This is a genomic window from Brachyspira hampsonii 30446 (genome assembly GCF_000316195.1).
Classification (GTDB): domain Bacteria; phylum Spirochaetota; class Brachyspiria; order Brachyspirales; family Brachyspiraceae; genus Brachyspira; species Brachyspira hampsonii_C.
Window position 1 is genome coordinate 25,475 of record NZ_JH994110.1, and the last position, 24,734, is coordinate 50,208.

Annotated in this window: 26 protein-coding genes and 1 pseudogene; 15 read left to right on the forward strand and 12 right to left on the reverse strand. The window is 26.4% G+C overall.

Annotation, left to right across the window (positions count from 1 at the left end; translation table 11 throughout):
• Positions 1 to 85: 85 nt before the first annotated feature.
• Positions 86 to 2,497 carry an alkaline phosphatase family protein gene (locus A966_RS00295; RefSeq protein WP_039955391.1) on the reverse strand — a complete coding sequence of 804 codons (2,412 nt, stop codon included), beginning with the start codon at positions 2,495 to 2,497 and terminating at the stop codon, positions 86 to 88.
• Between the two features lie 735 nt (positions 2,498 to 3,232).
• On the opposite strand from A966_RS00295, the gene A966_RS00300 reads away from it, so the two are divergent.
• Positions 3,233 to 4,141, forward strand: a complete 909-nt coding sequence (locus A966_RS00300) for a hypothetical protein (RefSeq protein WP_008721255.1) — start codon at positions 3,233 to 3,235, stop codon at positions 4,139 to 4,141.
• A 1-nt stretch (position 4,142) separates the two neighbouring features.
• Positions 4,143 to 4,718, forward strand: coding sequence for a GNAT family N-acetyltransferase (locus A966_RS00305; protein ID WP_008721258.1), 576 nt, complete (start codon positions 4,143 to 4,145; stop codon positions 4,716 to 4,718).
• Here the strand turns inward: A966_RS00305 and A966_RS00310 are convergent.
• Genes A966_RS00310 through A966_RS00325 form a run of 4 tightly spaced genes read right to left on the reverse strand, consistent with a single transcriptional unit; the run spans position 4,705 to position 8,003 of the window.
• Positions 4,705 to 5,229, reverse strand: a complete 525-nt coding sequence (locus A966_RS00310; protein WP_176719992.1) for an AAA family ATPase — start codon at positions 5,227 to 5,229, stop codon at positions 4,705 to 4,707. The two genes, A966_RS00305 and A966_RS00310, sit on opposite strands and share 14 nt — an antisense overlap.
• A 14-nt stretch (positions 5,230 to 5,243) precedes the next feature.
• On the reverse strand, positions 5,244 to 5,756 hold the full coding sequence (locus A966_RS00315; protein WP_008721262.1) for an ASCH domain-containing protein: 513 nt from the start codon (positions 5,754 to 5,756) through the stop codon (positions 5,244 to 5,246).
• 5 nt (positions 5,757 to 5,761) lie between these two features.
• Positions 5,762 to 7,753 carry an NAD-dependent DNA ligase LigA gene (gene ligA, locus A966_RS00320; protein WP_008721264.1) on the reverse strand — a complete coding sequence of 664 codons (1,992 nt, stop codon included), beginning with the start codon at positions 7,751 to 7,753 and terminating at the stop codon, positions 5,762 to 5,764.
• 52 nt (positions 7,754 to 7,805) lie between these two features.
• Complete coding sequence (locus A966_RS00325; RefSeq protein ID WP_008721266.1) at positions 7,806 to 8,003, reverse strand: hypothetical protein; 198 nt, start codon at positions 8,001 to 8,003, stop codon at positions 7,806 to 7,808.
• Between the two features lie 77 nt (positions 8,004 to 8,080).
• Between A966_RS00325 and A966_RS13900 the strand changes: the two genes are divergently transcribed.
• Positions 8,081 to 8,206: a hypothetical protein gene (locus tag A966_RS13900; RefSeq protein WP_008721268.1), complete on the forward strand. Its 126-nt coding sequence runs from the start codon at positions 8,081 to 8,083 to the stop codon at positions 8,204 to 8,206.
• Positions 8,207 to 8,374: 168 nt separating this feature from the next.
• Here the strand turns inward: A966_RS13900 and A966_RS00335 are convergent, their stop codons facing one another.
• From A966_RS00335 to A966_RS00345, 4 genes and pseudogenes are all read right to left on the reverse strand, one after another.
• The gene (locus A966_RS00335) at positions 8,375 to 8,662 is read right to left on the reverse strand and encodes a hypothetical protein (protein WP_008721270.1); all 288 of its coding nucleotides are present in this window, start codon (positions 8,660 to 8,662) and stop codon (positions 8,375 to 8,377) included.
• A 16-nt stretch (positions 8,663 to 8,678) separates the two neighbouring features.
• A pseudogene (locus tag A966_RS13100) lies at positions 8,679 to 8,909 on the reverse strand (tetratricopeptide repeat protein); the annotation flags it as partial.
• 12 nt (positions 8,910 to 8,921) lie between these two features.
• Positions 8,922 to 9,248 carry a tetratricopeptide repeat protein gene (locus A966_RS13105; protein WP_008721275.1) on the reverse strand — a complete coding sequence of 109 codons (327 nt, stop codon included), beginning with the start codon at positions 9,246 to 9,248 and terminating at the stop codon, positions 8,922 to 8,924.
• A 445-nt stretch (positions 9,249 to 9,693) separates the two neighbouring features.
• On the reverse strand, positions 9,694 to 10,467 hold the full coding sequence (locus A966_RS00345) for a DUF7021 domain-containing protein (protein ID WP_008721278.1): 774 nt from the start codon (positions 10,465 to 10,467) through the stop codon (positions 9,694 to 9,696).
• A gap of 298 nt (positions 10,468 to 10,765) precedes the next feature.
• On the opposite strand from A966_RS00345, the gene A966_RS00350 reads away from it, so the two are divergent.
• Positions 10,766 to 12,136, forward strand: coding sequence for a phage terminase large subunit (locus tag A966_RS00350; protein ID WP_008721280.1), 1,371 nt, complete (start codon positions 10,766 to 10,768; stop codon positions 12,134 to 12,136).
• 413 nt (positions 12,137 to 12,549) lie between these two features.
• Here the strand turns inward: A966_RS00350 and fsa are convergent, their stop codons facing one another.
• Both fsa and A966_RS00360 read right to left on the reverse strand, forming a co-directional pair.
• Positions 12,550 to 13,203 carry a fructose-6-phosphate aldolase gene (fsa, locus tag A966_RS00355; RefSeq protein ID WP_008721282.1) on the reverse strand — a complete coding sequence of 218 codons (654 nt, stop codon included), beginning with the start codon at positions 13,201 to 13,203 and terminating at the stop codon, positions 12,550 to 12,552.
• Positions 13,204 to 13,278: 75 nt separating this feature from the next.
• Positions 13,279 to 14,136 (reverse strand): aldo/keto reductase, encoded by an 858-nt coding sequence (locus A966_RS00360; protein ID WP_008721284.1) that lies wholly within the window; start codon positions 14,134 to 14,136, stop codon positions 13,279 to 13,281.
• A 97-nt stretch (positions 14,137 to 14,233) separates the two neighbouring features.
• Between A966_RS00360 and A966_RS00365 the strand changes: the two genes are divergently transcribed.
• The 3 genes from A966_RS00365 (at position 14,234) to A966_RS00370 (ending at position 15,734) form a co-directional block, all read left to right on the forward strand.
• Positions 14,234 to 14,824, forward strand: a complete 591-nt coding sequence (locus tag A966_RS00365) for a GDSL-type esterase/lipase family protein (RefSeq protein ID WP_008721286.1) — start codon at positions 14,234 to 14,236, stop codon at positions 14,822 to 14,824.
• Between the two features lie 63 nt (positions 14,825 to 14,887).
• The gene (locus A966_RS13985) at positions 14,888 to 15,046 is read left to right on the forward strand and encodes a patatin-like phospholipase family protein (protein WP_008721289.1); all 159 of its coding nucleotides are present in this window, start codon (positions 14,888 to 14,890) and stop codon (positions 15,044 to 15,046) included.
• Positions 15,018 to 15,734: a patatin-like phospholipase family protein gene (locus A966_RS00370; protein WP_008721290.1), complete on the forward strand. Its 717-nt coding sequence runs from the start codon at positions 15,018 to 15,020 to the stop codon at positions 15,732 to 15,734. The genes A966_RS13985 and A966_RS00370 overlap by 29 nt, the downstream gene beginning before the upstream one ends.
• A 17-nt stretch (positions 15,735 to 15,751) precedes the next feature.
• Here A966_RS00370 and A966_RS00375 read toward each other — a convergent pair whose 3' ends face one another.
• Positions 15,752 to 15,997 carry a hypothetical protein gene (locus tag A966_RS00375; RefSeq protein WP_008721291.1) on the reverse strand — a complete coding sequence of 82 codons (246 nt, stop codon included), beginning with the start codon at positions 15,995 to 15,997 and terminating at the stop codon, positions 15,752 to 15,754.
• Between the two features lie 107 nt (positions 15,998 to 16,104).
• On the opposite strand from A966_RS00375, the gene A966_RS00380 reads away from it, so the two are divergent.
• The 8 genes from A966_RS00380 (at position 16,105) to A966_RS00415 (ending at position 24,574) form a co-directional block, all read left to right on the forward strand.
• Positions 16,105 to 17,307 carry an MFS transporter gene (locus A966_RS00380; protein WP_008721294.1) on the forward strand — a complete coding sequence of 401 codons (1,203 nt, stop codon included), beginning with the start codon at positions 16,105 to 16,107 and terminating at the stop codon, positions 17,305 to 17,307.
• Between the two features lie 301 nt (positions 17,308 to 17,608).
• A complete protein-coding gene (locus A966_RS00385) occupies positions 17,609 to 18,106 on the forward strand; it encodes a rubrerythrin family protein (protein WP_008721296.1) in 498 nt (165 codons plus the stop codon).
• A 68-nt stretch (positions 18,107 to 18,174) separates the two neighbouring features.
• On the forward strand, positions 18,175 to 18,915 hold the full coding sequence (locus tag A966_RS00390; RefSeq protein ID WP_008721298.1) for an MIP/aquaporin family protein: 741 nt from the start codon (positions 18,175 to 18,177) through the stop codon (positions 18,913 to 18,915).
• Positions 18,916 to 18,966: 51 nt separating this feature from the next.
• Positions 18,967 to 20,451 (forward strand): glycerol kinase GlpK, encoded by a 1,485-nt coding sequence (gene glpK / locus A966_RS00395; RefSeq protein WP_008721301.1) that lies wholly within the window; start codon positions 18,967 to 18,969, stop codon positions 20,449 to 20,451.
• 131 nt (positions 20,452 to 20,582) lie between these two features.
• Positions 20,583 to 22,022, forward strand: coding sequence for an NAD(P)/FAD-dependent oxidoreductase (locus A966_RS00400; protein ID WP_008721303.1), 1,440 nt, complete (start codon positions 20,583 to 20,585; stop codon positions 22,020 to 22,022).
• 64 nt (positions 22,023 to 22,086) lie between these two features.
• Entirely contained in the window at positions 22,087 to 23,361 is a 1,275-nt protein-coding gene (locus A966_RS00405; RefSeq protein ID WP_008721305.1) for an NAD(P)/FAD-dependent oxidoreductase, read from the forward strand.
• Positions 23,362 to 23,391: 30 nt separating this feature from the next.
• A complete protein-coding gene (locus A966_RS00410) occupies positions 23,392 to 23,751 on the forward strand; it encodes a DUF1667 domain-containing protein (RefSeq protein WP_008721307.1) in 360 nt (119 codons plus the stop codon).
• 106 nt (positions 23,752 to 23,857) lie between these two features.
• Positions 23,858 to 24,574, forward strand: coding sequence for a DUF4241 domain-containing protein (locus A966_RS00415; RefSeq protein WP_008721310.1), 717 nt, complete (start codon positions 23,858 to 23,860; stop codon positions 24,572 to 24,574).
• Positions 24,575 to 24,734 lie beyond the last annotated feature (160 nt).

Consider the following 24,734-nt stretch of genomic DNA (forward strand, 5'->3'; position numbering starts at 1 on the left):
TTAGATAATTATAAGCGAGTTTATTGCTTAGCAATAATAAAAAAAATAAATATCAGAGTCGCTTTGATAATTAATAAAAATAATTTTAATTATTAGTTAATCCTTTTATCAAATTATAATAATGTTTCTTTCCCTGAAAAATATCCTGCGATAATATTCTTTGAGCATTTTCATATTTAAATATTGTCATATTTGAAACTTCGCTATTATCGATAATAGAATCATTTGTTGTATAATAAAACCTATTATAAGTACTGATAGTATCATCAATTTCTTCTTTGTACAAAAGAGATATAACACTATTTGTATAATCTATATTCAAATTAACAGCTATAAATAATGGTATATTTTCAGGGGTAAAATTTTCAGGTGCTTTGTATGCTCCGTTAGTACCGTCCCAAATGAGTATAGGAGAAGGTTTATAATCATTCAAAAAATTAGTTTTTATATTCTCATCTATGCTAGAACGTTCTATTATGGCTTTCAAATAGGGATAAAGATGATCATGCTTAAATATTATAATTGCATTAGGTGAATGTTTTAAAATGGTGTCTCTTATCTCTATAATGTTTATTGCAGTCATTGCAGAATTATCAATAGTTTCTATTATATGAAGTTTATCATTACCCTCAAAATTATCCAAAAAGTTTTTATTATTTCCAGCGAAGTTCAAATCATTAGATAAATGAGAATCTGTATGCCCTAAAATAGTAAAACCCGCAGCAAATACAGGAGTTCCTAAATTACCAATATTCGTACTTAAATATGTATTAATATTTGTAGTACCTAATCCAAATACCTGAGATTTAAAACCTATTGAAGGATAAAAAGTTTTTAAATTATAAGTATTCAATGCCTCTTCCAAAGCTATTGTATTATATCCATTTTTTGAAAGTAGATCCGGCAAAGTATTTTCTATTTTTTCCGATTGTGTCTTAGGATAAAGAGGACTTGAGCCTGTAAGTCCGGAAAGTCTTGCATAAAAACTTCCGTTATTAACATTAGGAGCTATTTTTCTTGATGAGTCTGCCCATTTTCTGTATTCTTTAGGGAAAGGATCTTTATTAAATAATTTTTTAAAATGTGAATAATCATAAAAAGATTCTAAGAATATTAAATACACATCTCTTTTTAAAGATTTTTTTAATTCTTCTATTTTTAATAAATCATTTGTAATTGATATTTCTAAATTAGTATATATATCATGATAATTGCTTTTTAATAGTTCTATATATTCATAATCTATATTTTCATTATTGTATATAAAGTTACTATTTTTACTAGGTGCTTCAATCAATATAGAATGCATACTATCATCTAATTTCTTTATATTATCAAAAATATTTTTTGTAGATTTCAAATAAAGTTTTGAAATATCTCTTTTAGATTCATATTCTTTTAATATTTTTATAGAGTCCGATACTAATTCTGAACTTGGTTTTATTTCATTTAATCGGTCATAATTTATCCTGTAATTGAGTGTATTTATGATTCCATTTCTTTTAGCATTTCTTAAAAAGTCTATGCTCCATATATCTATATTCTTAGGCTTTAAAAATAAATAAAATACAGCAAATATTATAAAAGCTGTCATCGCGGCAGATGATACTTTACCTCTCTCCATAAACATTTTATATATATTAAAAATAAATAATATAGAAAAAACCAACAAAGAAGAAAAATATATTATACTCACAATGATAGTTATAATTTTTAGATGCATAGGAAGAACTGTAATAAGTGATGAATAAAGGTTCGGCATATCTGAAAATAATATAACCATATTAAGTACAGTTAAACTTATTGACTCTATAACAATAAATGAAAATATTGATATAACAGAAAATAAAGCTGTAAGTATTATTCTAATATTTTTTATATTGCCTAAATTAAATGGATAATATAAAAGCAAATTATAAGCTGTCATTACAAATATATAAGTATATAAAAAATCATATATATTAAAATCAAGCTTCATCATAGAAAACAAAGGCATTATTAAATTTGAAGTTATTAAATACAAAAAAGAATTCAGCACAAAAAAGAAAATATAAGATTTATAATGATAATATATATTAGGTATAACATAAAAATAAATTGCAGGAAAAACTATTATTATAAATAATAAAAATAAGAATACATTCTTTTGTATTTTAAGTTTATATTTAACATTTTCTATTTTATCATTTTCTTTTAATTGTATACTTGAATCATCAAGAACTAAATTACCGTAATAACTTCCGCTCCATCTTATATTTGTAACATTATCAGGTATTTCATTTGTATTTGGGTATACTCTATATATTTTATTATTCTTAAAAATTTTGCTTTTAAATTTTAATGTGAAATAATATTTATTTTCTAATATATGATTGAAATTTGATAAATACCCTACTCTCTCCATATTTCCTAAAATAGAAAAAATTACAATAAATAGAATTACTGCTGATATAAATACTAAATATGATAATAAGAATATTTTTTTATTTTGTTTCATCTATATTTTTTATATTTTAATTTTAATATTATAACAAAAATTATTAATTTAAGTTAAATTGATGATATAATAGCACACTATATTTAATAAAAAATATACAAAACTCAAAAGCAGTCATATACGCACGCAGAGCAGATTTTTTAATACTGATTTATTAATAATTCTAATTTTATTATGTATAAGAATAAAGTTCACCGTGCGTTAAAAATATTATAAATTAAAAAAAGCTTGGGTGGGTACTTCAATGACTGTTAATGTAAATAAAGAAAAAATAAGCTATAAATAACAGATAATATTAAAAAATTTAGGGGGTGGGAGTTAAAATATATTTAAATTTGCACTTTCCTCTACGCACGCAGTATGTATTTTTTAACACAGCTTAATTGATGATTCTAATTTTATTATGTATAAGAATAAAGTTCACCGTGCGTTAAAAATATTATAAATTAAAAAAAGCTTGGGTGGGTGCTTAAATTACAGTTATGGTAAAAAAGTAAAAACAAGCTATAAATAACAGATAATATTAAAAAATTTATAGGGCGGGAAGTGAGAATAAATTTTAAAACTTAATTTACATTCCCTCAATTTTAGATTTAAAAGCTTCATTTTTTTATATGTCATAATTAATGATAATTGACATGTAAATTCTAACAAATTGAAGTATATATTGTGTACTTTATAGATATATAGTATAATATATTCTAAAATCTTATAATTTACATAGGTAGGAAAATTATGGAAAGTTTTGCTTTTTTCTATAAAACTGATAATACATTAACCAATGTTTATAATAAGGCAGATTTACATATAAATTTATGGTTTCTAAATTCAACCATATTAATTGATATAGGTATAAAAATAGAAAAAGCAGAATCTATTGATACCATATATGTATATTTTCCCTTTCAAATAAATAGAGTATCAAATTTATCAAATATATTATTAGATAATTTAAATATAACTAATTTAATATTTAATGAAAACTGCAAAATATCAGAAAATAATATAGAAATTAATAATACAAATTATAAAATTATAAATGTAGATGAAGATAATAAAAATATAAAAAATAATTTACTAGAAATAACAATATCTAAAAAATATAAAAAATTAGATAATATATATTTGAGATTTAGGTTAAATGCCAATAGTTTAAAAGATAATATTATACGTGAGGAGAATAATTTAAATAACATATTTAACCCATATTACAAAATATATAATTTAATAGATTTAAAAGTAAATAAAAAAAGAAATTTTGATTATATTAATTTAATAGATAACCATGATGATAGAAAATTATTAGATTTTAATAAAATACATTTTTTATTAATGGATAATATATACAGTAATATAAATTTTTTATCAACTTCTAAATATGAATCAAGAGTATTAGAAGAAAATTGGAAAAAATATTTAGAACCATATAATATAGATTTATCCAAACTAATAGCTTATCATTTTAAAATAGATGGAAATGAATTAAGTATATTAATAAAAATATTAAGGAATAAAGTTGATTTTATTCTCACAATAAGATATTTAATTATAACTATATCAATAGGAATTATTTCAGGTATAATATCAACTTCTATACCCAAAATCATTAAATTAATTTCTTCTTTATTTTTTAGGGATATATAAAATGTTTTATTATAAATTATATAATTATTTATACTTTCTTAATAATGAATATCCAAATTTTTCATATTGGTATAGGAATTTGTTTGATAAAAACTTAAAACTAAACAATAATAGAAAAATTTTTATATGCACACATAAAAATGATATAGCAGGTATAATTATATTAAAGAAATCAAATTCAGAAAAAAAAATATCTACATTAAGAGTTGATAAAAGATATAGAAATAATGGTATAGGAAAATCTCTAATAAAATTAGGTATTGAATGGCTTGAAGACGATAAACCATTGATAACTGTAAATGAAAACAAAATATATCAATTTAAATATTTATTTAACTATTTTGGATTCAAATTAAAAGATCAAATAAATTGTTATAATAAATATTCAAAAGAATTATTTTTTAATAGTATTACTGATAATTTATCTTATGAGAGATATAAATTTATAAATACCAATATGAATATTATTTATAATATAAATACTAATAATTTATATTATAATATAAATTATAAAAAATACGATACAAAAATTTTGTTAAAAGAAACAAATAAGTTAGTATATTCTACCTTTTTATAAAATTTATAATATCATCATAGTTATTATTATCATCATTATTAATCTTTAATATAGGGATATTTAATATAGAAGCAATTTCATTGGCATATTCTATTTCTGTATTTTGAAATTTATCAAGTAATGCTAGATTAAAAAATATATTATCTCTTTTTTTTAATCTAGACTGTATATTATATGTATTATCAACAATCAAAATAATTTTTTTTAAATTTAATTTAAAAAATATTTCTTTATCAATTTTTTTTATATAATAATGCTTATCAAATAAACAAAAATGTCCTAACAATATAAATAATTCATCTTTTACAAATGTATCTATAGAAGTAATTAAATTTTGCTGATTTGACTCAATATTTAATACTTTTTTATCAATATCTGTATCCATTTCTGAATATTTCTTTATTAAATCACTGGCAGAATACACATTAATTTTTGAATATTTCTTTAAAATATTAGCAATATAATCTTTTCCAACGCCATGTATTCCCGAAATAAAAATTATTTTATTCATTACAATTTCCATTATTAATTATAATTCCATAATCCCAAATTACCTTTTATATTATTAATACTAGTGTTAAATAATGTAGGATTATCTAAAATCCAATGAAATGAATTATTATGAGCCCATTTTGATTTACTATCAACAATTACATCTACAACATCTACCTTACCAATTATAGAACTTGTCAATAACAAAGGTTCTTTTTTAATGTATTTATTGTATAAATCATTAAGTAATCTAAACTCTGATAAAACATTTTTATCTTCTTTATATATTTCATTAAGAATAAAATTATTACCAATAAAATCAACATATTCTGATTTTATATAATAATTCCTATTATATATAATTTCATACATATAATTTATTATTGGTAATTGTTCTTTAATACTAAAAATACTACAGTATTCTTTAGAACTTGTATGTATAAGGATAGTGCCCCTATATTTAGTATTCCAAGTTCTATTTTCTACATCTTTTATACCATAACAAATTAAATATCCAAATGGATTTTTAACAGTCAATACTTTCATACCTTTTATCCATTAGCAAGCTTTATAAACTCATCGGCTTCCATTATCTGAATGCCTAAATCCTGAGCTTTTTTAAGTTTGCTTCCAGCCTTTTCTCCTACTATTAAAATATCAGTGTTTTTTGATACCGCAGACTGAACATTTGCTCCTAATCTCTCTGCGGTCTCTTTTGCTGAAGTCCTTGTAAAACCTTCTATTGAGCCTGTTATTACAACATTCTTTCCAGTGAGAGGGGATTCTACTGTTACTACTTTTTCAAATACCGGATTAACTCCTGCTGCAAGTAAATCGTCTATTAACTTTAATGTCTTTTCATTATGAAGAAAATCATAAATACTTTTAGCACTAATTTCTCCTATTCCTTCAATATTTTGTAAATCTTCAATAGTTGCTTTTTTGAAATTGTCTATAGAAGTGAAATATTTTGCTAGTAAGTCTGCAGTAGTTTCTCCAACCTGACGAATACCCAATGCATATATAAATCTTTTTAATGTAGTGTTTTTACTGTTCTCAATGGATTCAAGCATGTAGCTTGTTAATTTTTCGCCCATTCTTTCAAACTTAAATAAATCATCTCTTGTTATTTTATAAAGATCTGCCGGAGTTTTTACAAGTCCGCTTTTTGTAAATACAGCAATCCATTCTTTACCTATTCGCTCCATATTCATAGCAGGCTTTGAAACAAAATACTCTATATATCTTGTAATCTTACTTGGACACTCTTCATTAATACATCTTACTATTACATCGCCATCCGTTACAGCAGTATCGCCTCCGCATACTGGACATTTTTTAGGAAACTCAAAAGGCTTGCTGTCTTTAGGACGCTTTTCTAATACCACTCTTGTAATCTTTGGTATAACATCACCTGAACGTATAACTACAACAGTATCTCCGATTCTTATATCTTTTGATTTTATTTCATTAGGATTATGAAGTGTAACATTTGAAACAGTAACGCCTCCAACTTGAACAGGCTCTAATTTAGCAACAGGAGTTAATGCTCCAGTGCGTCCAACCTGTACTTCTATATTTTTTAAAACCGTTTCTTTCTCTTCTGGTTTGAATTTAAAAGCTACTGCAAATCTTGGAGCACGAGATAAAAATCCTAATTTCTCCTGATATTTCACATCATCAACTTTTATTACAAGACCGTCAATCTCATAATCCATTTTGCTTCTTTTTTCTTGTATATCGTAGTAAGTTTCTAATACTTTTTTAGCATCAATATTTTGATGCACTCCTTCCACTGTAAATCCTAAATCGGATAAAAACTCCATTGATTTATATTCATTAGTTAAATCAAAATCTTTATAATTAGCTATTTGATATGCAAAGAATTTTAATCTTCTCTTTTTACTTTCTGCACTGTCTAATTGTCTTAATCCTCCGGAAGCAGCATTTCTTGCATTGGCAAAAGGTATCTCTTCAAGTTCTTCTCTTTCTTTATTTAAGGCCTCAAAATCTTTTTTTGTTATTAATGCTTCTCCTCTTACAATGAGTTTATTTTTCTCTTTTATGCTTTTAGGAACATTGCTCATCATCTTAACATTATTAGTAACATTCTCTCCAACTTGTCCGTCTCCTCTTGTGCTTGCAACTGTGAGTTTTCCTTTTTCGTAAATAAGCTCTAAAGCAAGTCCGTCAAATTTATTTTCAACAGTGTATTTTATATTACTAGCATCAAGTTCTCTTTGCATTCTATTATCAAAATCCAAAAACTCCTCTTCATTCATAACATTAGAAAGCGAATACATTGCAATTGGGTGCTCAAACTTTTCAAACTTTTCTAATATGGTGCCTCCCACTTTATTTGTAGGGCTGTCCTCTTTTTTTAATTCTGGAAACTCTCTTTCAAGATTTTCTAATTCTCTAAAAAGTTTATCATATTCATAGTCTTCTATTTCGGGATTGTCATCTGTATAATAAAGTTTATTATGATAATTAATAGTTTCTGTTAATTGTTCTATTTTTTGTTTAGCTTCTTCTTTATTCATAATTATTCCTTATTTTTCATTAAATAAACAAAAATATTTAATTTATATAAATTTATTTTTTTACTCCGTATCTTATTATTAAATCTTCGAGCATTAATTTTAAAAGTTTATATCCATCTGTATCTCGTTCATTCAAATTTATATCATTCTCTTCAAAAGATTTTCCATCATCTGATTTTGTAACTTCTACTAATTTAACTTTGCCGTCTTTTAATAATTCATCTACTTTAAATTTATAATCTTTGTCCATTAAAACCTCTATATTGTAATTTATACTATTATAATATAAAATATATTGAATTCAATACTTAAATTTAGGAGATAAATATGTTATTAGAACTTTCTCCAACACTCAAAAAAAATATAGAAAATATTGCTAAAGAAAAAAATATATCTGAAAGTAAATTGATAGAAAATGCCATTATAGAATATTTGGAAGATTATTATGATTAGAAGCAGAAAAAAGATTACAAAAATGCGAAGAATTATATTCTATTGATGAAGTAAAAAAAGATTTAAATATACTATGATATCATTTTATTTTGTCAAAAATATTATTTCAAATTGTACATAGAAAAAATATTTATGATGATTAATTTTTTATAAAAATAACATATAAACTTATTTACTATAATCAATACCATTTTTAGTACATAACTCTATACCCATACTGTCATTTTCTTTTGCAAGCTTTATTAAGTATTTTTCCATTTTTGGTTTTAATTTATCATTAGCTATTTTATACGCTTTTTCAAAATTTTCTAAAGCTTCAGATTTTAATTTTTTATGTTCTTCTTCAGAAATACTTTCTTTTTGAATATTGGCAAGCATATTTTTAATGTAGACTATACTGTTTAAAGCATAATCATGTTCTTTATTTAATTCTATAGTTTTATAAAAATCTTCCAAACATTCATTACATATTTCAATAGATTTTTCTATATTTACCTATTTGATTATAAGCATCTATATAGTTTTTATCTATTTCTATACATTTACAAGCGTCTTCAATAGCCCATTCATATTGTTTTAATTTTAATTTAGTATTTCCTCTATTAAAATAAGCCAATAAATTATTATTATCTAATTCTATAACTCTATTATAATCTTTTATTGCTTCTTCATACTGTTTCAAATCTAATTTAGCATTTCCTCTATTAAAGTAAGCTCATAAATAATTATTATTCAATTTTATAGCATTATCCAAATCTTTTATAGATTCTTCATATAATCCTAAACGATATTTTGAAAAAGCTCTTTCAGAATAAATAAGGCAGTCAGTACTATTTAATTCTATGGCTTTATTCAAATTTATTATAGCTTTTTTATATTGTTTTAAATGATTTCGATTTATTGCTATAAAATGATATATTTCATAATTATCTCCTTGATAAAATAAAATTTTTTCAAGATATTCAATAGATAATTCAAAATTATTATCATAAAATGCTTCTTTTGATTTATTGTATAATTCTATAATAACATAATCAGACATATTTTAATTAATCCTATATTATTATAAATATAAACTTAATTATCAATTATATAGTATTATAAAAATTATTAAATATTATTTTTATTAATTATATATTAGCTAAAAAATAGATTGTAAATTATAAAAATAATTTGGGTGGGCAGCTAGAATAACAGAACAAATTAAACTTAAAATGCAATAAAAAACCTAGAGGGTGGGCAAGTGTAATTAAATTTTAAAACTTTATTACATTACCCACCCTTTATTATTTATAACTAACTTTTAAATTTTAATATTAAATATCTTCATAACTTAATTAGAAATTTCAGCACCCACACTAGTTTTTATTAAGTTTGGAATTTATTTAACGCACGGTAAACAAATTTATATAATACAATAAAATTTGAATTTATATATAAACTTATATTTTAAGCTTTATTTAGCGTGCGGTGAGTATGATATAAATTTAAAAAAACATTAATTGAGTAATCTGTTTAAAATTAAAATCCCAATCACTATTTACTGGTATTGTTACTCTATCACCGTCATTAAAATAAAATGTTATACAGTTTTCACAATATATACTTATAGATTCTAAACTTATTGATTTTATGAATTCTTCTCTTTCTATATTACAAGGCTTAAATATACTCTCTGCCGCACACTCTTTTAATCTTCTATCAATATCTTTTTTATTAGCAAATATTTTTTTGATTATATTAACACTTCTTTTATTAAACTCTTCATCAATATTATCAAAAAAGATTAAAATATTATTGTTAGTCCAAGGCATCTCTTTCTTAAAACTGTTTATATCCTTATTAAGTTCAACATCGCCTAATTCTTCATCTTTATAATAAATAACATCCGAATATTTTTCTAATATGATATTTAAATCATCATCTTTATAATCATTATCAACTATATCTTCAAGTAAAAAATTAATATAAAAGTCATCAGGATCTTTTTCTTTTCTAACATTTAATCTTACTATGCTTTCATCTTTGAATATTTTTACATATTCTTGAACTTTTTCAATCTTTTTATGAATTATAATATGAGTATTTTCTATAATTTCATTAGCAGCAATATTTTTTAAAGCTATAGCAGAAACGAATAAAGTATCATATTTGTCCCAAGGTAATTTACCGTATTTGCAGCATGATCTTTTAAGTATGAATGCTATGTCAAAAATTTCATCATCAAAATCTTTATTAAAGTCTCTAATTTCTTTATCCATTTTTATATCCTATTAATATTTTAATATGCTAAGATAAAATATCAATAATAAATTTTAAAACTTAATTTACATACCCAGACCTATATATTTTCTGATTTATTTTGAATTGATAGTATTACTTATTTTAATGTTTAGTAGAGAAAATATAGTATTACACACATGTTTTTATAATGTTTAAAAATTTATTTAAAAAACGGTTAAGTAATTAATGTTCATAAAATGAATTTCACTTATAATAACTTATAATTTTTGCTTTTTTATATGGAGATATTACTAAAATAAATTATGAGAAAAAATTATGACTATTGACTTTAATATTTTAAAACCATTTGAAAAATGGGCTAATACTGAAAAGAGATTAAAAATAGCATTCGGAGGACGCGGAGGAGGAAAAAGTGAATCAATAGCAAGAATTTTAATAGCTAAAAGTTTTGAAAAAAGCGGAGTAATACTATGCTCAAGAGAAATACAAAAATCAATTTCATATTCAACATACCCTCTTTTAATAAGTATTATAAAAGAACTTCACCTAGAAAATTTTTTTAATATAAAAAGAAATGAAATCATTAATAAAGCTACAAACTGCAAATTCATATTTTTAGGTATTAGAGAATGTTCTATTGAGGAAATTAAGTCTATTTATAATGTGCGAATATGTTTTATAGAAGAAGCTCAAACTCTAACTCAAAGAAGCTATGAAATATTAGAGCCTTCAATAAGAGCAGAAAAAAGTGAAATATGGATTGCATTTAATCCTAGATTTGAAACGGATTTCATTTATAAAACAGTAATAAAATTTAACTTAGAAAATAAATTTTATACAGATAAAAATAATAATAAATACAATTATAAAGAATACGAAGACAGCAGCATTTTAATAACTTTTATTAATTATGACGGCAATTATTATTTCAGCGATATATTAAATAAATCAAGACTTTCCACTTTAAAACTCATGCCAAAAATGTATGATCATATTTGGCTTGGTAAAATCAAAAATAAACAAGGAAAAATATTTATATATTCAAAATTAAAATTCTATGATGATAATTTAAATACTATAAAAGAAAAAATTTATTCTTCAGAACATAAAGCAATAGTTGATCCTGCATTCGGAGAATATAATTGTTTTACTTCAGCAATAATATATACACAAATAGGCGAAGATATTTATTTAATAGATTCAGGACTTATAAGAAATGATTCTAACTCTACAACAGATGAAAGCATAATAAATTTTTTATCAAATAAAAATATAAAAAAAATATTATGCGAAAGCAACTTTGCTCAAAAAGAATTGGTAAAAAGATTAGAAAAACATTTTGAAGTAACGCCTTTTTATGTACATAAGAATAAAGCCGAGAGAATAGTTAGTGCAAGTTATTTGATATATGATAAAGTTTATTTTCCGAAAAGCTGGCAGAAAGTACCGGACGGCTCAGATACTGATAAATGGCTTAAAACAAATAATGGACGGGGTTATATAGCTTTAAGGCAGCTGCTTAATTTTGATGATTCTCTTTCTGGAAGCAGCATTAAAGGAGATGTATTTAGTTATTTAGATTTTCCAGATGCTTTATCTAGTTTAATATTATTTGGCATTGAAGATATTGTTTATGAAGAAAATGATGATAAATTAAATTTAGTTAATGCTATTTTTGGAGAATAAAAATTTATTTAAATATTTAAAACTTTCATCTAATCCCCGCCCTTTTATTTTTACAGCAATATTATAATTTTAAATTATTAATTACATTTAAAGCTCATTTATAAATATAAGCACCCACCCAAGTTTTAATTTAAAATTAAATTTTTTTTAACGCACGGTAAATAAAATTTAAAAATATAATAAAATTATAATTGAAAATAAATTTATATTTTTAATTTTATTCTGCGTGCGGCAGATAAACTATGAATTTAAAAAAATATTGGGTGGATGCTTTAATATCAGTTAAAACTATAAATAAAAAAATCATTTATAAATTCGGATAATACTGAAAGCATATAGGGCGGGATTATATAAGAAATTATAAAAGGGAAGTATTAATAAAACACTGCCCTTTTATAAAAATAAATTATTAATTATTTTCCGAAAACAGCCTCGTAATCTTTTTTGAATTTTTCTATACCTTGATCAGTTAATGGATGTTTAGTCATCTGCTCTATAACATTATAAGGCACTGTAGCAATATCAGCACCGGCTAATGCACATTCTGTAACATGTATAGGGTGTCTTACGCTTGCAGATATTATTTCTGTTTCTATTGCATGTGTAGCAAATATTTCTGATATAGTTCTAATAAGTTCAAGACCATCAGAAGATATATCATCAAGTCTTCCTATGAAAGGAGAAACATAAGTAGCCCCTGCTCTTGCTGCTAAAAGAGCCTGATTGGCAGAGAATATCAAAGTAACATTAGTTTTAATTCCTTCTTTGGAAAGTACTTTAACTGCTTTTAGACCTTCTGCTGTCATAGGAATTTTTACTACCATATTTTTATGTATTTTAGCTATTTCTCTTGCCTCAGCAATCATATCTTCCGCTTTAACAGTAGTAGCCTTTACCTCTCCTGATATAGGACCATCAACTATAGTAGTAATTTCTTCTATAGTCTTTTTAAAATCTCTTCCTTCTTTAGCTATTAGAGACGGATTTGTTGTAACTCCGCAAATTACACCCATATCATTAGCTTTTCTAATTTCATCAACATTTGCTGTATCTATAAAAAATTTCATTAAAAAATCCCCTTAATAAATTTTTGCGTTATTATATACCTTAAAACATATTTTATCAATATATAAATAATATAATCAGAAATTAACCTTATCAGGGTGATGTCCGGATCCTCCAAAGTATTCCATAGCATTTATTGTTTTCATATCTTCATCGCTTATAACAAAATCAAATATTTCAGTATTCTCTTTTATACGGGAAGGAGTTACAGATTTAGGCAAAGGAAGCGTATTATTTTGAATACACCATCTTATGCAAATCTGAGCTGCTGATTTATTATATTTTTTAGCTATTTGTTTTAGCGTATCATTATCAAGCATTTTGCCTGTACCCAAAGGACTCCAAGCCTCTATTAATATATTATTATCATTGCAGTATTTATAAGTTTCTTCCTGCATAAACCCAGGATGAAACTCTATCTGATTAACCATAGGTTTAATTTCTGTTTCCATTAATGATTTTAAATGATGAGGCATAAAGTTGGAAACTCCTATAGATTTTATTTTACCTGCTTTATAAAGTTCGGTCATAGCTCTCCAAGTCTCCAAATTAATATTATCCCAATCGTTAAATTTGTTTACTGAGGCAGGCCAATGAATAAGATATAAGTCAAGATAATCAAGAGACAAATCATTAAGAGTTTTTTCAAAAGCAGCTAATGTTGTTTTATATCCTCTATCCTTATTCCATACCTTGCTTGTGATGAAAAGTTCTTCTCTATTAATGCCGCTTTCTTTAATAGCTTTACCAATACTTTTTTCATTGCCGTAAATTGCAGCTGTATCAATATGTTTGTATCCTAATTTTATTGCTTCTTTTACAGCATTTACAGCAGTTTCTCCGTCCGGAGCCTGCCAAGTACCAAATCCTATGCATGGAATTTTATATCCATTGCTTAATGTGAATGTATCTTTTAGACTTTTAAAATCGTTCATTATATATACTCCGTAATAATTTTTGTTTAAATATTTATACTATTATTATATAATAAATAAAAATATTATACATAAAAAAATTTTGGAAATTAATTTTATGAAAAGAATAGTTTGTTTAGGCGACAGCACCACTTACGGATATATGGTGTCAAGGGATAAGGTTTGGACTGAAATATTAAACGATAAATTTAAAGATAAAAATTTTACTTTTATAAATAAAGGTATTAATGGAGATATGATTTCAGGCATGCTTATTCGTTTTGATATGGATTGTATAAGAGAAAATGCTGACACTGTCATTTTAATGGGAGGAGTTAATGATATATTTACCTGCAAACCTTTAGAAAAGATAAAAAATAATTTAATAAGCATAGTAAATAAATCTTTGGAAAATAATATTGATATAATAGTATTTACTCCTATTGCTTTTGTTAAGGAGGCATTTGATTTTTTTGAATCAAATAATATAGAAGAGTTTGATAGTGTTCTAAAGGAGTATGTTAATTTTATAAATGATTATACAAAAACAAATAATATAAAAAGTATAGATGTGTATAATTTATTTGTAAGTAAAATATTAAAGAAAAATAATTATTATGATATATTTTTTGATGGGGTACATTTAAGCGAAAACGGACATAATGTATTTGCCTCTGAAATTTATAAAGAATTAAAAAAATATATCTAATCGGACAAAATCTGTCATAAGGACATGTTAAATTAATAGTATCTTAATTATTGGGTACTAATTATGAATAAAAATAATAATAAAAAAATAGCTTTAGTATTAGACGGAGGCGGAGCTAAAGGAGCATATCATATAGGAGTTTTTAAAGCTTTAAAAGAACTTGATATAATCAAATACATCACTGCTATATCAGGTGAATGCATGTCTATTTCCAATATATAATTTAAACTCTCAAATAGTAGAAAATATATGGATTAATGAAGTTGAAGATAAAATATTAACTTTAAATCCTAATAAAGTTATAAACTCTTTATTAAAAATAAGAAAAAACTATATTAAGAATGCTGTAAATGCAATAATATCTGATTTTTTAGATGATGATAATATTTTATTGATTCCATTTATTAATTTTTTATCAACTTCAGCCATATTTTCAAGAGACGGTATCATAGAAATAATGGATAAATATTTACATGAAGAAACTATCAAAAAAATAAATATATATGTTTCATGTACTAGTATTTATAATTTAAAACCACATTATTTCAAATTAAACAATTATTCATTAAAGACAATTAAAAAAATACTTTTAGCTTCATCTGCAATACCTGCAGTATTTCCGCCTGAAAATATAAAAGGTACATTATATATTGACGGAGGCATAAGTGATAATTCCCCAATAACAGCTTTAAAAAATTGTAAATTTACGGATATAATAGTTGTACATTTAACTAGCAATAGTAATTCAAATATTTTAAAAAATAAATTAGATAATAATACCAATGTATATGAACTTTATCCCAGAAAAGATTTAGGGAATTTTTTTGACGGTACTTTAAATTTCTCTAGTAATTTTATAAAAAAATGTATGCATCAAGGCTATATTGATGCTTTAAGTTTATTAAAATAAGTTTCGTTTTTTGTTTTTTATTTTTCATCTAAAAATTCATTAAATATATTAAAAAGTTTAGTATGTTTATTTTGTTTTTCTCTGTCTTGAGTATTTTTTTCAATTTCAATATACGATTTTATAAGGTTAATACTAAAGTATGCTTCTATATTCTCATCATCTTCTTCCAATGCCTTTTCATAATATTCTAATGCTTCTTCATAAAGACCAGCCTCTTCTTTTTCTTTTGCCTTATCAAAATATAATCTATATTTAGGTTTCATATAAGTATCCTATAAAAATATAAAAAATTATTAAAAAATAATACATTGCAATTGAATTTTTTAAAACATAATATATCATTAATAGTAATTTTTTTAGAGAAAAAAATATGTCAGTGTTAGAAAGCAGTATATCTGAAGTAAAAAAAGAAGAAAATAAATTATTAGCTATAATATCCTTGGTTCTTTTAAGTTTTGCCTTAGGTACAAGCGAATTTATAGTTATAGGAGTATTAACAGATATAGCAGAAGGTTTTAATATTACGGAAGTCAAAGCTGGCGGACTTGTATCTATGTTTGCTTTATCCTATTCCGTATGTACGCCTTTTTCTGCAGCTTTTGCCGGTAAATTCAATAGATTTAATTTTATAATATTTGCAAGCATAATATTTATCATTCTTAATTTTTTATGTTCTCTAGCTTCAAATTATATATTTTTGCTTATAATTAGAATGCTTATAGCTGTAATTTCAGGAGCATTAATATCAGTTTCAATATCATTCACCCCTTATGTATCTTCAAAAGAAAAAAGACCTATGGCAGTAGCTTGGATTTATTCAGGATTTAGTATAGCCTCCATTTTCGGAGTACCTATAGGCACTAGTATAAGTTATTATTTCGGCTGGAGAGCTTCTTTTATATTTATATGCGTATTCAGTGCTGTTATGCTTATCTTAATGTTTATTACGCTTCCAAAAAATACACCTTCTCATAAGGTTAAAATATTCGGACAATTTATATTATTTAGAGATACTAGATTTTTATTAAGCACTTTTACAATACTTTTCGGTGCTGCTTCTTCTTATGTACTTTATACATATTTAAAGCCTATTTTTCTTAATTATATTCATATACCTAATAAATATATCAGTGTTGCATTATTAGTATTTGGAGTTACTGTTCTTTTCAGTAATCTTCTTTCAGGAAAATTAGCTGAACATAATGGAATTTATAGATTAAGATATGTATTTATGATGCAGTTTTTATGTATGATAGTTTTGCCTTTTGCTCTTCTTAATGCTGTAAGTTCTTCTATCGTCATATTAATAATAGGTTTTTTAATGTATTTAATGAATTCTCCTGTTCAATTAAATATATTAGATTTTACAGAAAAAGAGTATCCTTCTTGTTTAACCTTGGCATCATCAAATAATTCATTTTCATTTAACTTTGGTATAGCTTTGGGATCATTTGTAGGAAGCAGTATATTTGATAATTTTGGAATAAGATGGGTTGGATTTGGCGGTGCTGTTCTTTCTGTTTTAGCTTTTATCTGCATAGTGAATCTTTATAAGACGAATAATAATGTATAATATGTAAAATACTATAAACAGAATCTTTATGTTAAAAATACATATACATGGTATTTGTACTTTGTTTATAATAATTATATTTTTTATTAGAATCATTTATTTTTCATATAAAAAACATAATTATAGGATTACCGGGTATATGTATATATCTTTAAATAGTCAAAAAAATAGATAATTAATATTATAATTTTTTATTTAAAATAATAGTGAAAATCTCTTTTTTTTTTATTTTTGTATATTTCAGTAATAAATTTTCTATACTAGTTAATATACGAATAAAAAAATATGGAGGTAATAGAATATGGATTTAAAAGATTCAAAAACAAATGAAAATTTAAAAACAGCTTTCATTGGGGAGGCAATAGCAAGGTGCAAATACATGTACTATGCTGAGAGAGCTAGGGAAGAGGGTATGGAGAATTTGGCATTGGCGTACGAAAAAGCCTCCAGAAATGAGCAGGAACATGGCAAATTATGGTTTGAAAGATACCATGGTATATTATCAAAAGATGAGAATTTAAAGGACGCTATTAAGGGTGAGACTTACGAATCTGAAGATATGTATTTAAAATTTGCTGAAACTGCAAGAAAGGAAGGCTTTAATGATATAGCCATACTTTTTGAGCATGTTGCCAAAATAGAAGATGGACATAAAAAGATGTTTGAAAAATACTTAGGCAGCAATGTTGCAGGTATAGACAAATGGCAATGCAGTAAATGCGGTTATATACATACAGATTCTGAGGCACCTAAAAGATGCCCTGTATGCGAGCAGTATAGAGTAGGCGGAGTAAATTAAAAAATTAAAATTATATAAAAACATTATATTAAAAAATCAAGAAAATAATTTATTTATGGGGGTAATTAATGTATAGTAAGAAATCAGAGTTTTTAGCAGAAGTAATAGGTTCTATGATGATAGCTTTATTTGGATGCGGAGTAGTTGCTTCTGTTCTTATAGGTAATAATGGAACAGCTATTAATATACATATAGCTTGGGGGCTTGCTGTTACTTTTGGTATATATGCATCTGGAAAGATAAGCGGTGCTCATCTTAATCCTGCTGTTACTTTAGCATTAGCTGTTACAGGAAGATTTCAATGGTCTAAAGTTTGGTATTATATAGTAGCTCAGATGATAGGTTTCTTTATTGGGGCTGCTATAGTATTTGCTGTTTATTATGGAAAGTGGATAGAAGTTGATCCTAACTTTGAAACTACAGCCGGAGTATTTACTACTTTTCCTGCAGTACCTGGATTTTGGCCTGGATTTATAGATCAAGTAGTAGGTACATTTCTTTTAGTATTTTTAATTCTTGCTACAGGAGATGCTAATAATACTCCTGCAGGTGCTAATTTAGGACCTATAATAGTAGGACTTATAATAGTTGTTATAGGTACATCATTTGGATTTATGCATGGTTATGCTATAAACCCAGCAAGAGATTTAGCACCTAGACTTTTTGCTGTCATTGCAGGCTTTAAAAATAACGGACTTACTGATGGAAGCAATGTATGGATAGTTCCTATAATAGGACCTATAATAGGAGGAGTTTTAGGAGCTGTTCTTTATGATTTTACTATAGGTAAAATATTTGCAAAGAAATAATAAAAGGCAATAAACAAAGGTATAAAAAATAAAAATTTAAGGAGTTTTAGTATGTCAAAATATGTAGTTGCAATAGATCAAGGAACAACAAGCAGCAGAGCTATAGTATTTGATTATGATCAGAACATGGTTTCAGTTGCTCAAAAGGAGTTTACACAGATTTATCCTCATGAAGGCTGGGTTGAACATAATGCTGCTGAAATTTGGGCTACTCAGTTTGGAGTTTTGCAGGAAGCTATACAGATTGCTGGAGTTAAGCCTGAAGAGATAGCTGCTATTGGTATTACAAATCAAAGGGAAACTACTGTTGTATGGGATAAAAATACTGGAGAGCCTATTTATAATGCTATAGTATGGCAATGTAGAAGAACTGCTCCTATTTGCGATGATTTAAAGAAAAAAGGACTTGATACTTATATAAGAGAAAATACAGGTTTAGTTGTTGATGCTTATTTTTCTGGTACAAAAATAAAATGGATACTTGATAATGTTCCTGGTGCTAGAGAAAAAGCCAATAAAGGAGAATTACTATTTGGTACAATAGACACTTGGCTTGTATGGAAACTTACAGGCGGTAAAGTTCATGTTACAGACTATACTAATGCATCAAGGACTATGATTTATAATATCAAAGATTTAAAATGGGACGAAAACATTTTAAGAGAATTAGACATTCCTATGAGCATGCTTCCAGAGGTAAAAGATTCTTCTTGTGTTTACGGATATGCTAATATTAACGGTAAAGAAGTACCTATATCTGGAATAGCAGGAGACCAGCAGTCAGCATTATTCGGTCAGGCTGGATTTAATAAGGGCGACACAAAAAATACTTATGGTACTGGAAGTTTCATTCTTATGAATATAGGAGAGAATTTTATATTAAGTAAAAACGGACTTATTACTACTATAGGTATAGGATATAATGGAAAAATAGAATATGCTTTGGAAGGTTCTGTATTTATAGCTGGTGCTGTTATACAATGGGTACGCGATGAATTAAGACTTCTTCATGATGCAAAAGACACTGAATATTTCGCTACTAAAGTAAAAGATACTAACGGAGTTTATTTAGTACCTGCATTTGTTGGTCTTGGTGCTCCTTATTGGGATATGTATGCTAGAGGCTGTTTAGTAGGTATTACAAGAGGGGTTAATAGAAGTCATATAATAAGGGCAGCTGAAGAGGCTATAGCTTATCAAAGTAAAGATGTTATTGATGCTATGGTTGCTGACAGCGGTGTTAAATTAGCTTCATTAAAAGTAGACGGCGGAGCATGCCGTGATAATTTCTTAATGCAGTTTCAGGCTGATATTATTAATACAAAAGTTCTTCGTCCTCAAATAATAGAAACTACTGCTTTAGGAGCTGCTTATTTAGCTGGTCTTGCTGTAGGATTCTGGAAGGATAAAGATGAGATAGCAAATAGATGGAAATTAGAGAGAGAGTTTACTCCTTCAATTTCTGAAGAAGAGAGAAATAAAAAATATATGGGCTGGAAAAAAGCGGTTGAAAGATCAAGAGGCTGGGCTTTATAATAAAATATTTATATTATGCATATTAATATTCTATAAAAAATATAATGAATATTAATATGCATGTATAAACTAGTATCTATTATATTGTTTTCAAAATAGTTTTAAATTTATAAATAAAGGAAATATATATTATGTATGATATATTGATTATAGGTGCAGGTGTGTCTGGTACTTCTTCAGCTAGAGAATTATCGAGATATAAAGCTAGTATATGTGTTGTAGAGAGAGGCGAAGATGTTTGCTCAGGCACTTCAAAATCCAACAGCGGAATAGTGCATGCAGGTTTTGATGCGGCAAATGGTTCTCTTATGGCAAAGTTAAATGTTCTTGGCAATAAAATGATGCCTAAAATAACAGAAGATCTTGATGTGCCTTTTAAACAGAATGGATCTTTGGTAGTTTGTACCAATGAAGAGGATATGCCTAATTTGCAGACTATATATGACAGAGGAATAAAAAACGGAGTAGAAGGACTTCAAATATTAAACCGAGAAGAAGTTCATAAAAAAGAGCCTAATCTAAATGACAATGTATGCGGTGCTTTGTATGCTCCTACAGGAGGTATAGTAGACCCTTTTATATTAAATATTGCTTATGCTGAAAATGCTTATGCTAATGGTGCAGAGTTTAAGTTCAATACTGAAGTTATCAATATAAAAAAACTTGATGACGGTACTTTTGAAGCAGAAACTAATAACGGACCTATAAAAGCTAAATATATTGTTAATGCCGCTGGAGTTTATGCTGATAAGTTTCATAATATGATGAGCCAAAACAAAATACATATTACTCCAAGAAGAGGAGACTATATATTGCTTGATAAAGAAGTTGACAATCTAGTAACTTCTACAATATTTGCTCTTCCTACAAAATTGGGTAAAGGTATATTAGTTACTCCTACAGCTCATGGCAATATAATGCTTGGACCTACTGCTATTGATATAGAAGATAAAGAGGGCTTAAATACCACAGCAGAAGGACTTGCTCAGATTATAGAAAAGTCAAAACTAACAGTAAAAAATATTCCGTATAACAAAGTTATAACTTCATTCTGCGGGCTTCGTCCTCATGAAGATAATCATGAGTTTATCATAAAAGAGCTAGAAGACTGCGAAGGATTTTTCGACTGTGCTGGTATAGAATCACCTGGTCTTGTTTCTTCTCCTGCAATTGGTGTAATGGTTGCCGATATTGTAAGCAAAAAAGGAAACTTCGAGAAAAAAGAAAACTTTATAGAAAAAAGAAAAGGAATAACTCATTTTAATAAACTCTCTAATGAAGAGAAAAATAAACTTATAAAAGAAAATCCTTTATACGGACATATAATTTGCAGATGTGAAAAGGTAACTGAGGGTGAGATTGTAGAAGCTATAAAAAGTCCTATAGGAGCTAAATCCATTGACGGAGTAAAAAGAAGAGTACGTGCTGGGCTTGGAAGATGTCAGGGCGGTTTCTGTTCTCCTAAGATAATAGAGATATTAGCAAGAGAACTTAATGTTTCTCCTCTAACTATTACTAAATGCGGTAAAGGCTCTGAAATAGTTATTGGATATGATAAGGAAACTTTTTGATTTAGAGATTATTAGTATTTAATTAAAAACAATATAATCATTTGTTTTTATTTAAGGAGTAAAAATGCAGTCTTATGATGTTGTTATTATAGGCGGAGGTCCTGCTGGGCTTGCTGCTGCTGTTTCTGCTAAAGAAAACGGCATAGATAATTTGCTTATGTTGGAACGCGATGAGGTGCTTGGAGGCATACTCAATCAATGTATACATAATGGTTTTGGGCTTCATAGATTTGGCGAAGAGCTTACTGGTCCTGAATATGCTTACAGATTTATAGAAAAAGTTTATGATTTAAATATTAATTATAAACTCAATACTATGGTGCTTGATATTGTACTTAATGATAGTAAAGAAAAAATAATTACTTATATCAATAAAGAAGAAGGATTGGTGCAGATTAGCTCTAAAGCTGTGATACTAGCTATGGGCTGCCGTGAGCGTTCAAGAGGGGCTTTGAATATACCTGGTTTCAGACCTGCTGGAGTATTTTCTGCGGGTGCTGCTCAGCATTTAGTAAATATTGAAGGGTATATGCCTGGTAAGGAAGTTGTTATACTTGGTTCTGGAGATATTGGGCTTATTATGGCTAGGAGAATGACTTTTGAGGGGGCTAAAGTTAAAGTGGTTGCTGAGATACTTCCTTTTTCTGGAGGACTTAAAAGAAATATAGTTCAGTGTTTGGACGATTTTAATATACCTCTTAAATTAAGTCATACTGTTATAGACATAAAAGGTAAAGACAGACTTGAAGGAGTTACAATAGCTAAAGTTGATGAGAATATGAAGCCTATTAAAGGTACTGAAGAATATTATTCATGCGATACTTTGCTTTTGTCTGTTGGGCTTATACCAGAAAATGAGCTTTCAAAAGAGATTGGTGTTGAGATTAACCCTATAACTTCTGGTGCTGTAGTTAATGAAAGTTTGGAGACTAATATTGACGGAGTATTCTCCTGCGGTAATGTTCTTCATGTTCATGACTTGGTAGACTTTGTTTCTGAAGAGGCTGAAACTGCTGGAAAAAGTGCTGCTGAGTATGTACTTAAAAACAAAAGAAGAGATGATACTAATTCTATTTTACTAAAAGGCTCTAATGGTGTGAGATATACTGTGCCTTCTATGATTAATGCTCATAATGTAGATGATCATGTTATGGTGAGATTCAGAGTAAGCAATATATTCCAAAACAAATTCTTAAATGTATATTTTGACGGAGAGAGAGTAATACATAAAAAGCATTTGATATTTGCTCCCGGTGAAATGGAGACTGTTAAACTAGATAAATCCATGCTTTCAAAAGAAGGTCTTAAAAATATTGAGTTTAAGATAGAGGATAATTAATAATATTAAGTGTTATTCAAGGATTATTATATGGAAAAAAAAGAATTAACTTGTATATGCTGCCCTATGGGCTGTGCTTTGTCTGTGGAGATGGAAGGAAATCAAGTTGTAAGCATAAGCGGTAATACCTGCAAGAGAGGAGACACTTATGCCAGAGATGAGGTTGTTCGTCCTGTAAGAATGGTTACTTCTATAGTAAAAATAAAAAATGGAAAATTAAAAATGCTTCCCGTTAAAACTAAAGATCCTGTAGACAAATCAAGAATTAATGAATGTTTAGAGGCTTTAAAAACTGTAGAAGTTAATGCTCCTGTTCATATTGGAGATGTTGTGCTTCATAATGCTGCTGGTGTTGATATAGTGGCTACTAGAAATATAGAAGCTCTTTAACATTATATTAAATAATTTAAAAAGGCATTGTTTATATAAACAGTGCCTTTTATTTGTTTTTATTTATATTTTATAGTATATTAATAAAAACTATTTGGAGCAGTATATGGACAAAAATTTCAAAAAACAATTCGATAAAGTAAAACATCTTTTAGTGCCTAGTTTTGATTTGGATAAGCCTTTTAGAGAAAAAACATTTAATGATATAGAGCTTGATATTTTAGATATAGGAGAAGTTTTTTTAAAAACAGGAAAAATAATAGCATGCGATCCTTTAGCATATATGTTTGAGAATCAAGTATCTCCTTTTATTCAAACTGTAAAACCTGATAAATATAAAGTTTCGCTTCTTATAATAAAAGATGAAGAGAGAATTGCTATGTCTAAAATTTCTTTTTCTAATAATGAACCTAAAAGATATGAACTTGCTGTTACAGGAGAAGAGGATTTGTCTGAAGTAGAAGAAGGCGAGTTTTTCGGATATCCTGTGGATGCCGGTATGGGTTGTTTTTGCGATTATGAGGCAGCTGAAAAATATTTTGAATATGAAGATAAACTAGAAAAAGAAAGTAATGGTGATTTTGATAATAGATATGATGATTTATTCGCTGATTTATTAGAAGATAATGCAAAAAAGAATCCTAAGTATCAATCTGAATATGGTGATTGGCTTAATTGGAATATACCTGAAAGTGATTCCAATATAGTATTATTTACGAGCGGTTATGGTGATGGTTATTACCCTTCTTATTTTGCTTATGATGAAAATGACAATATATCTGCTTTATATACCATATTTATAGACTTAAATGATGATGAATAATTTTATCATGCGCTATATACGCAATAAATAAAAAAAACATTGGGCGGGCAGCTAAAAAATCTAATTCGATAACAAGAAAAAGTAAAATTAATATTGCATATTAAAACTATAAATATAGAGGGCGGGCAAATGTAATTAGGTTTTAAAACTTAAATTACAT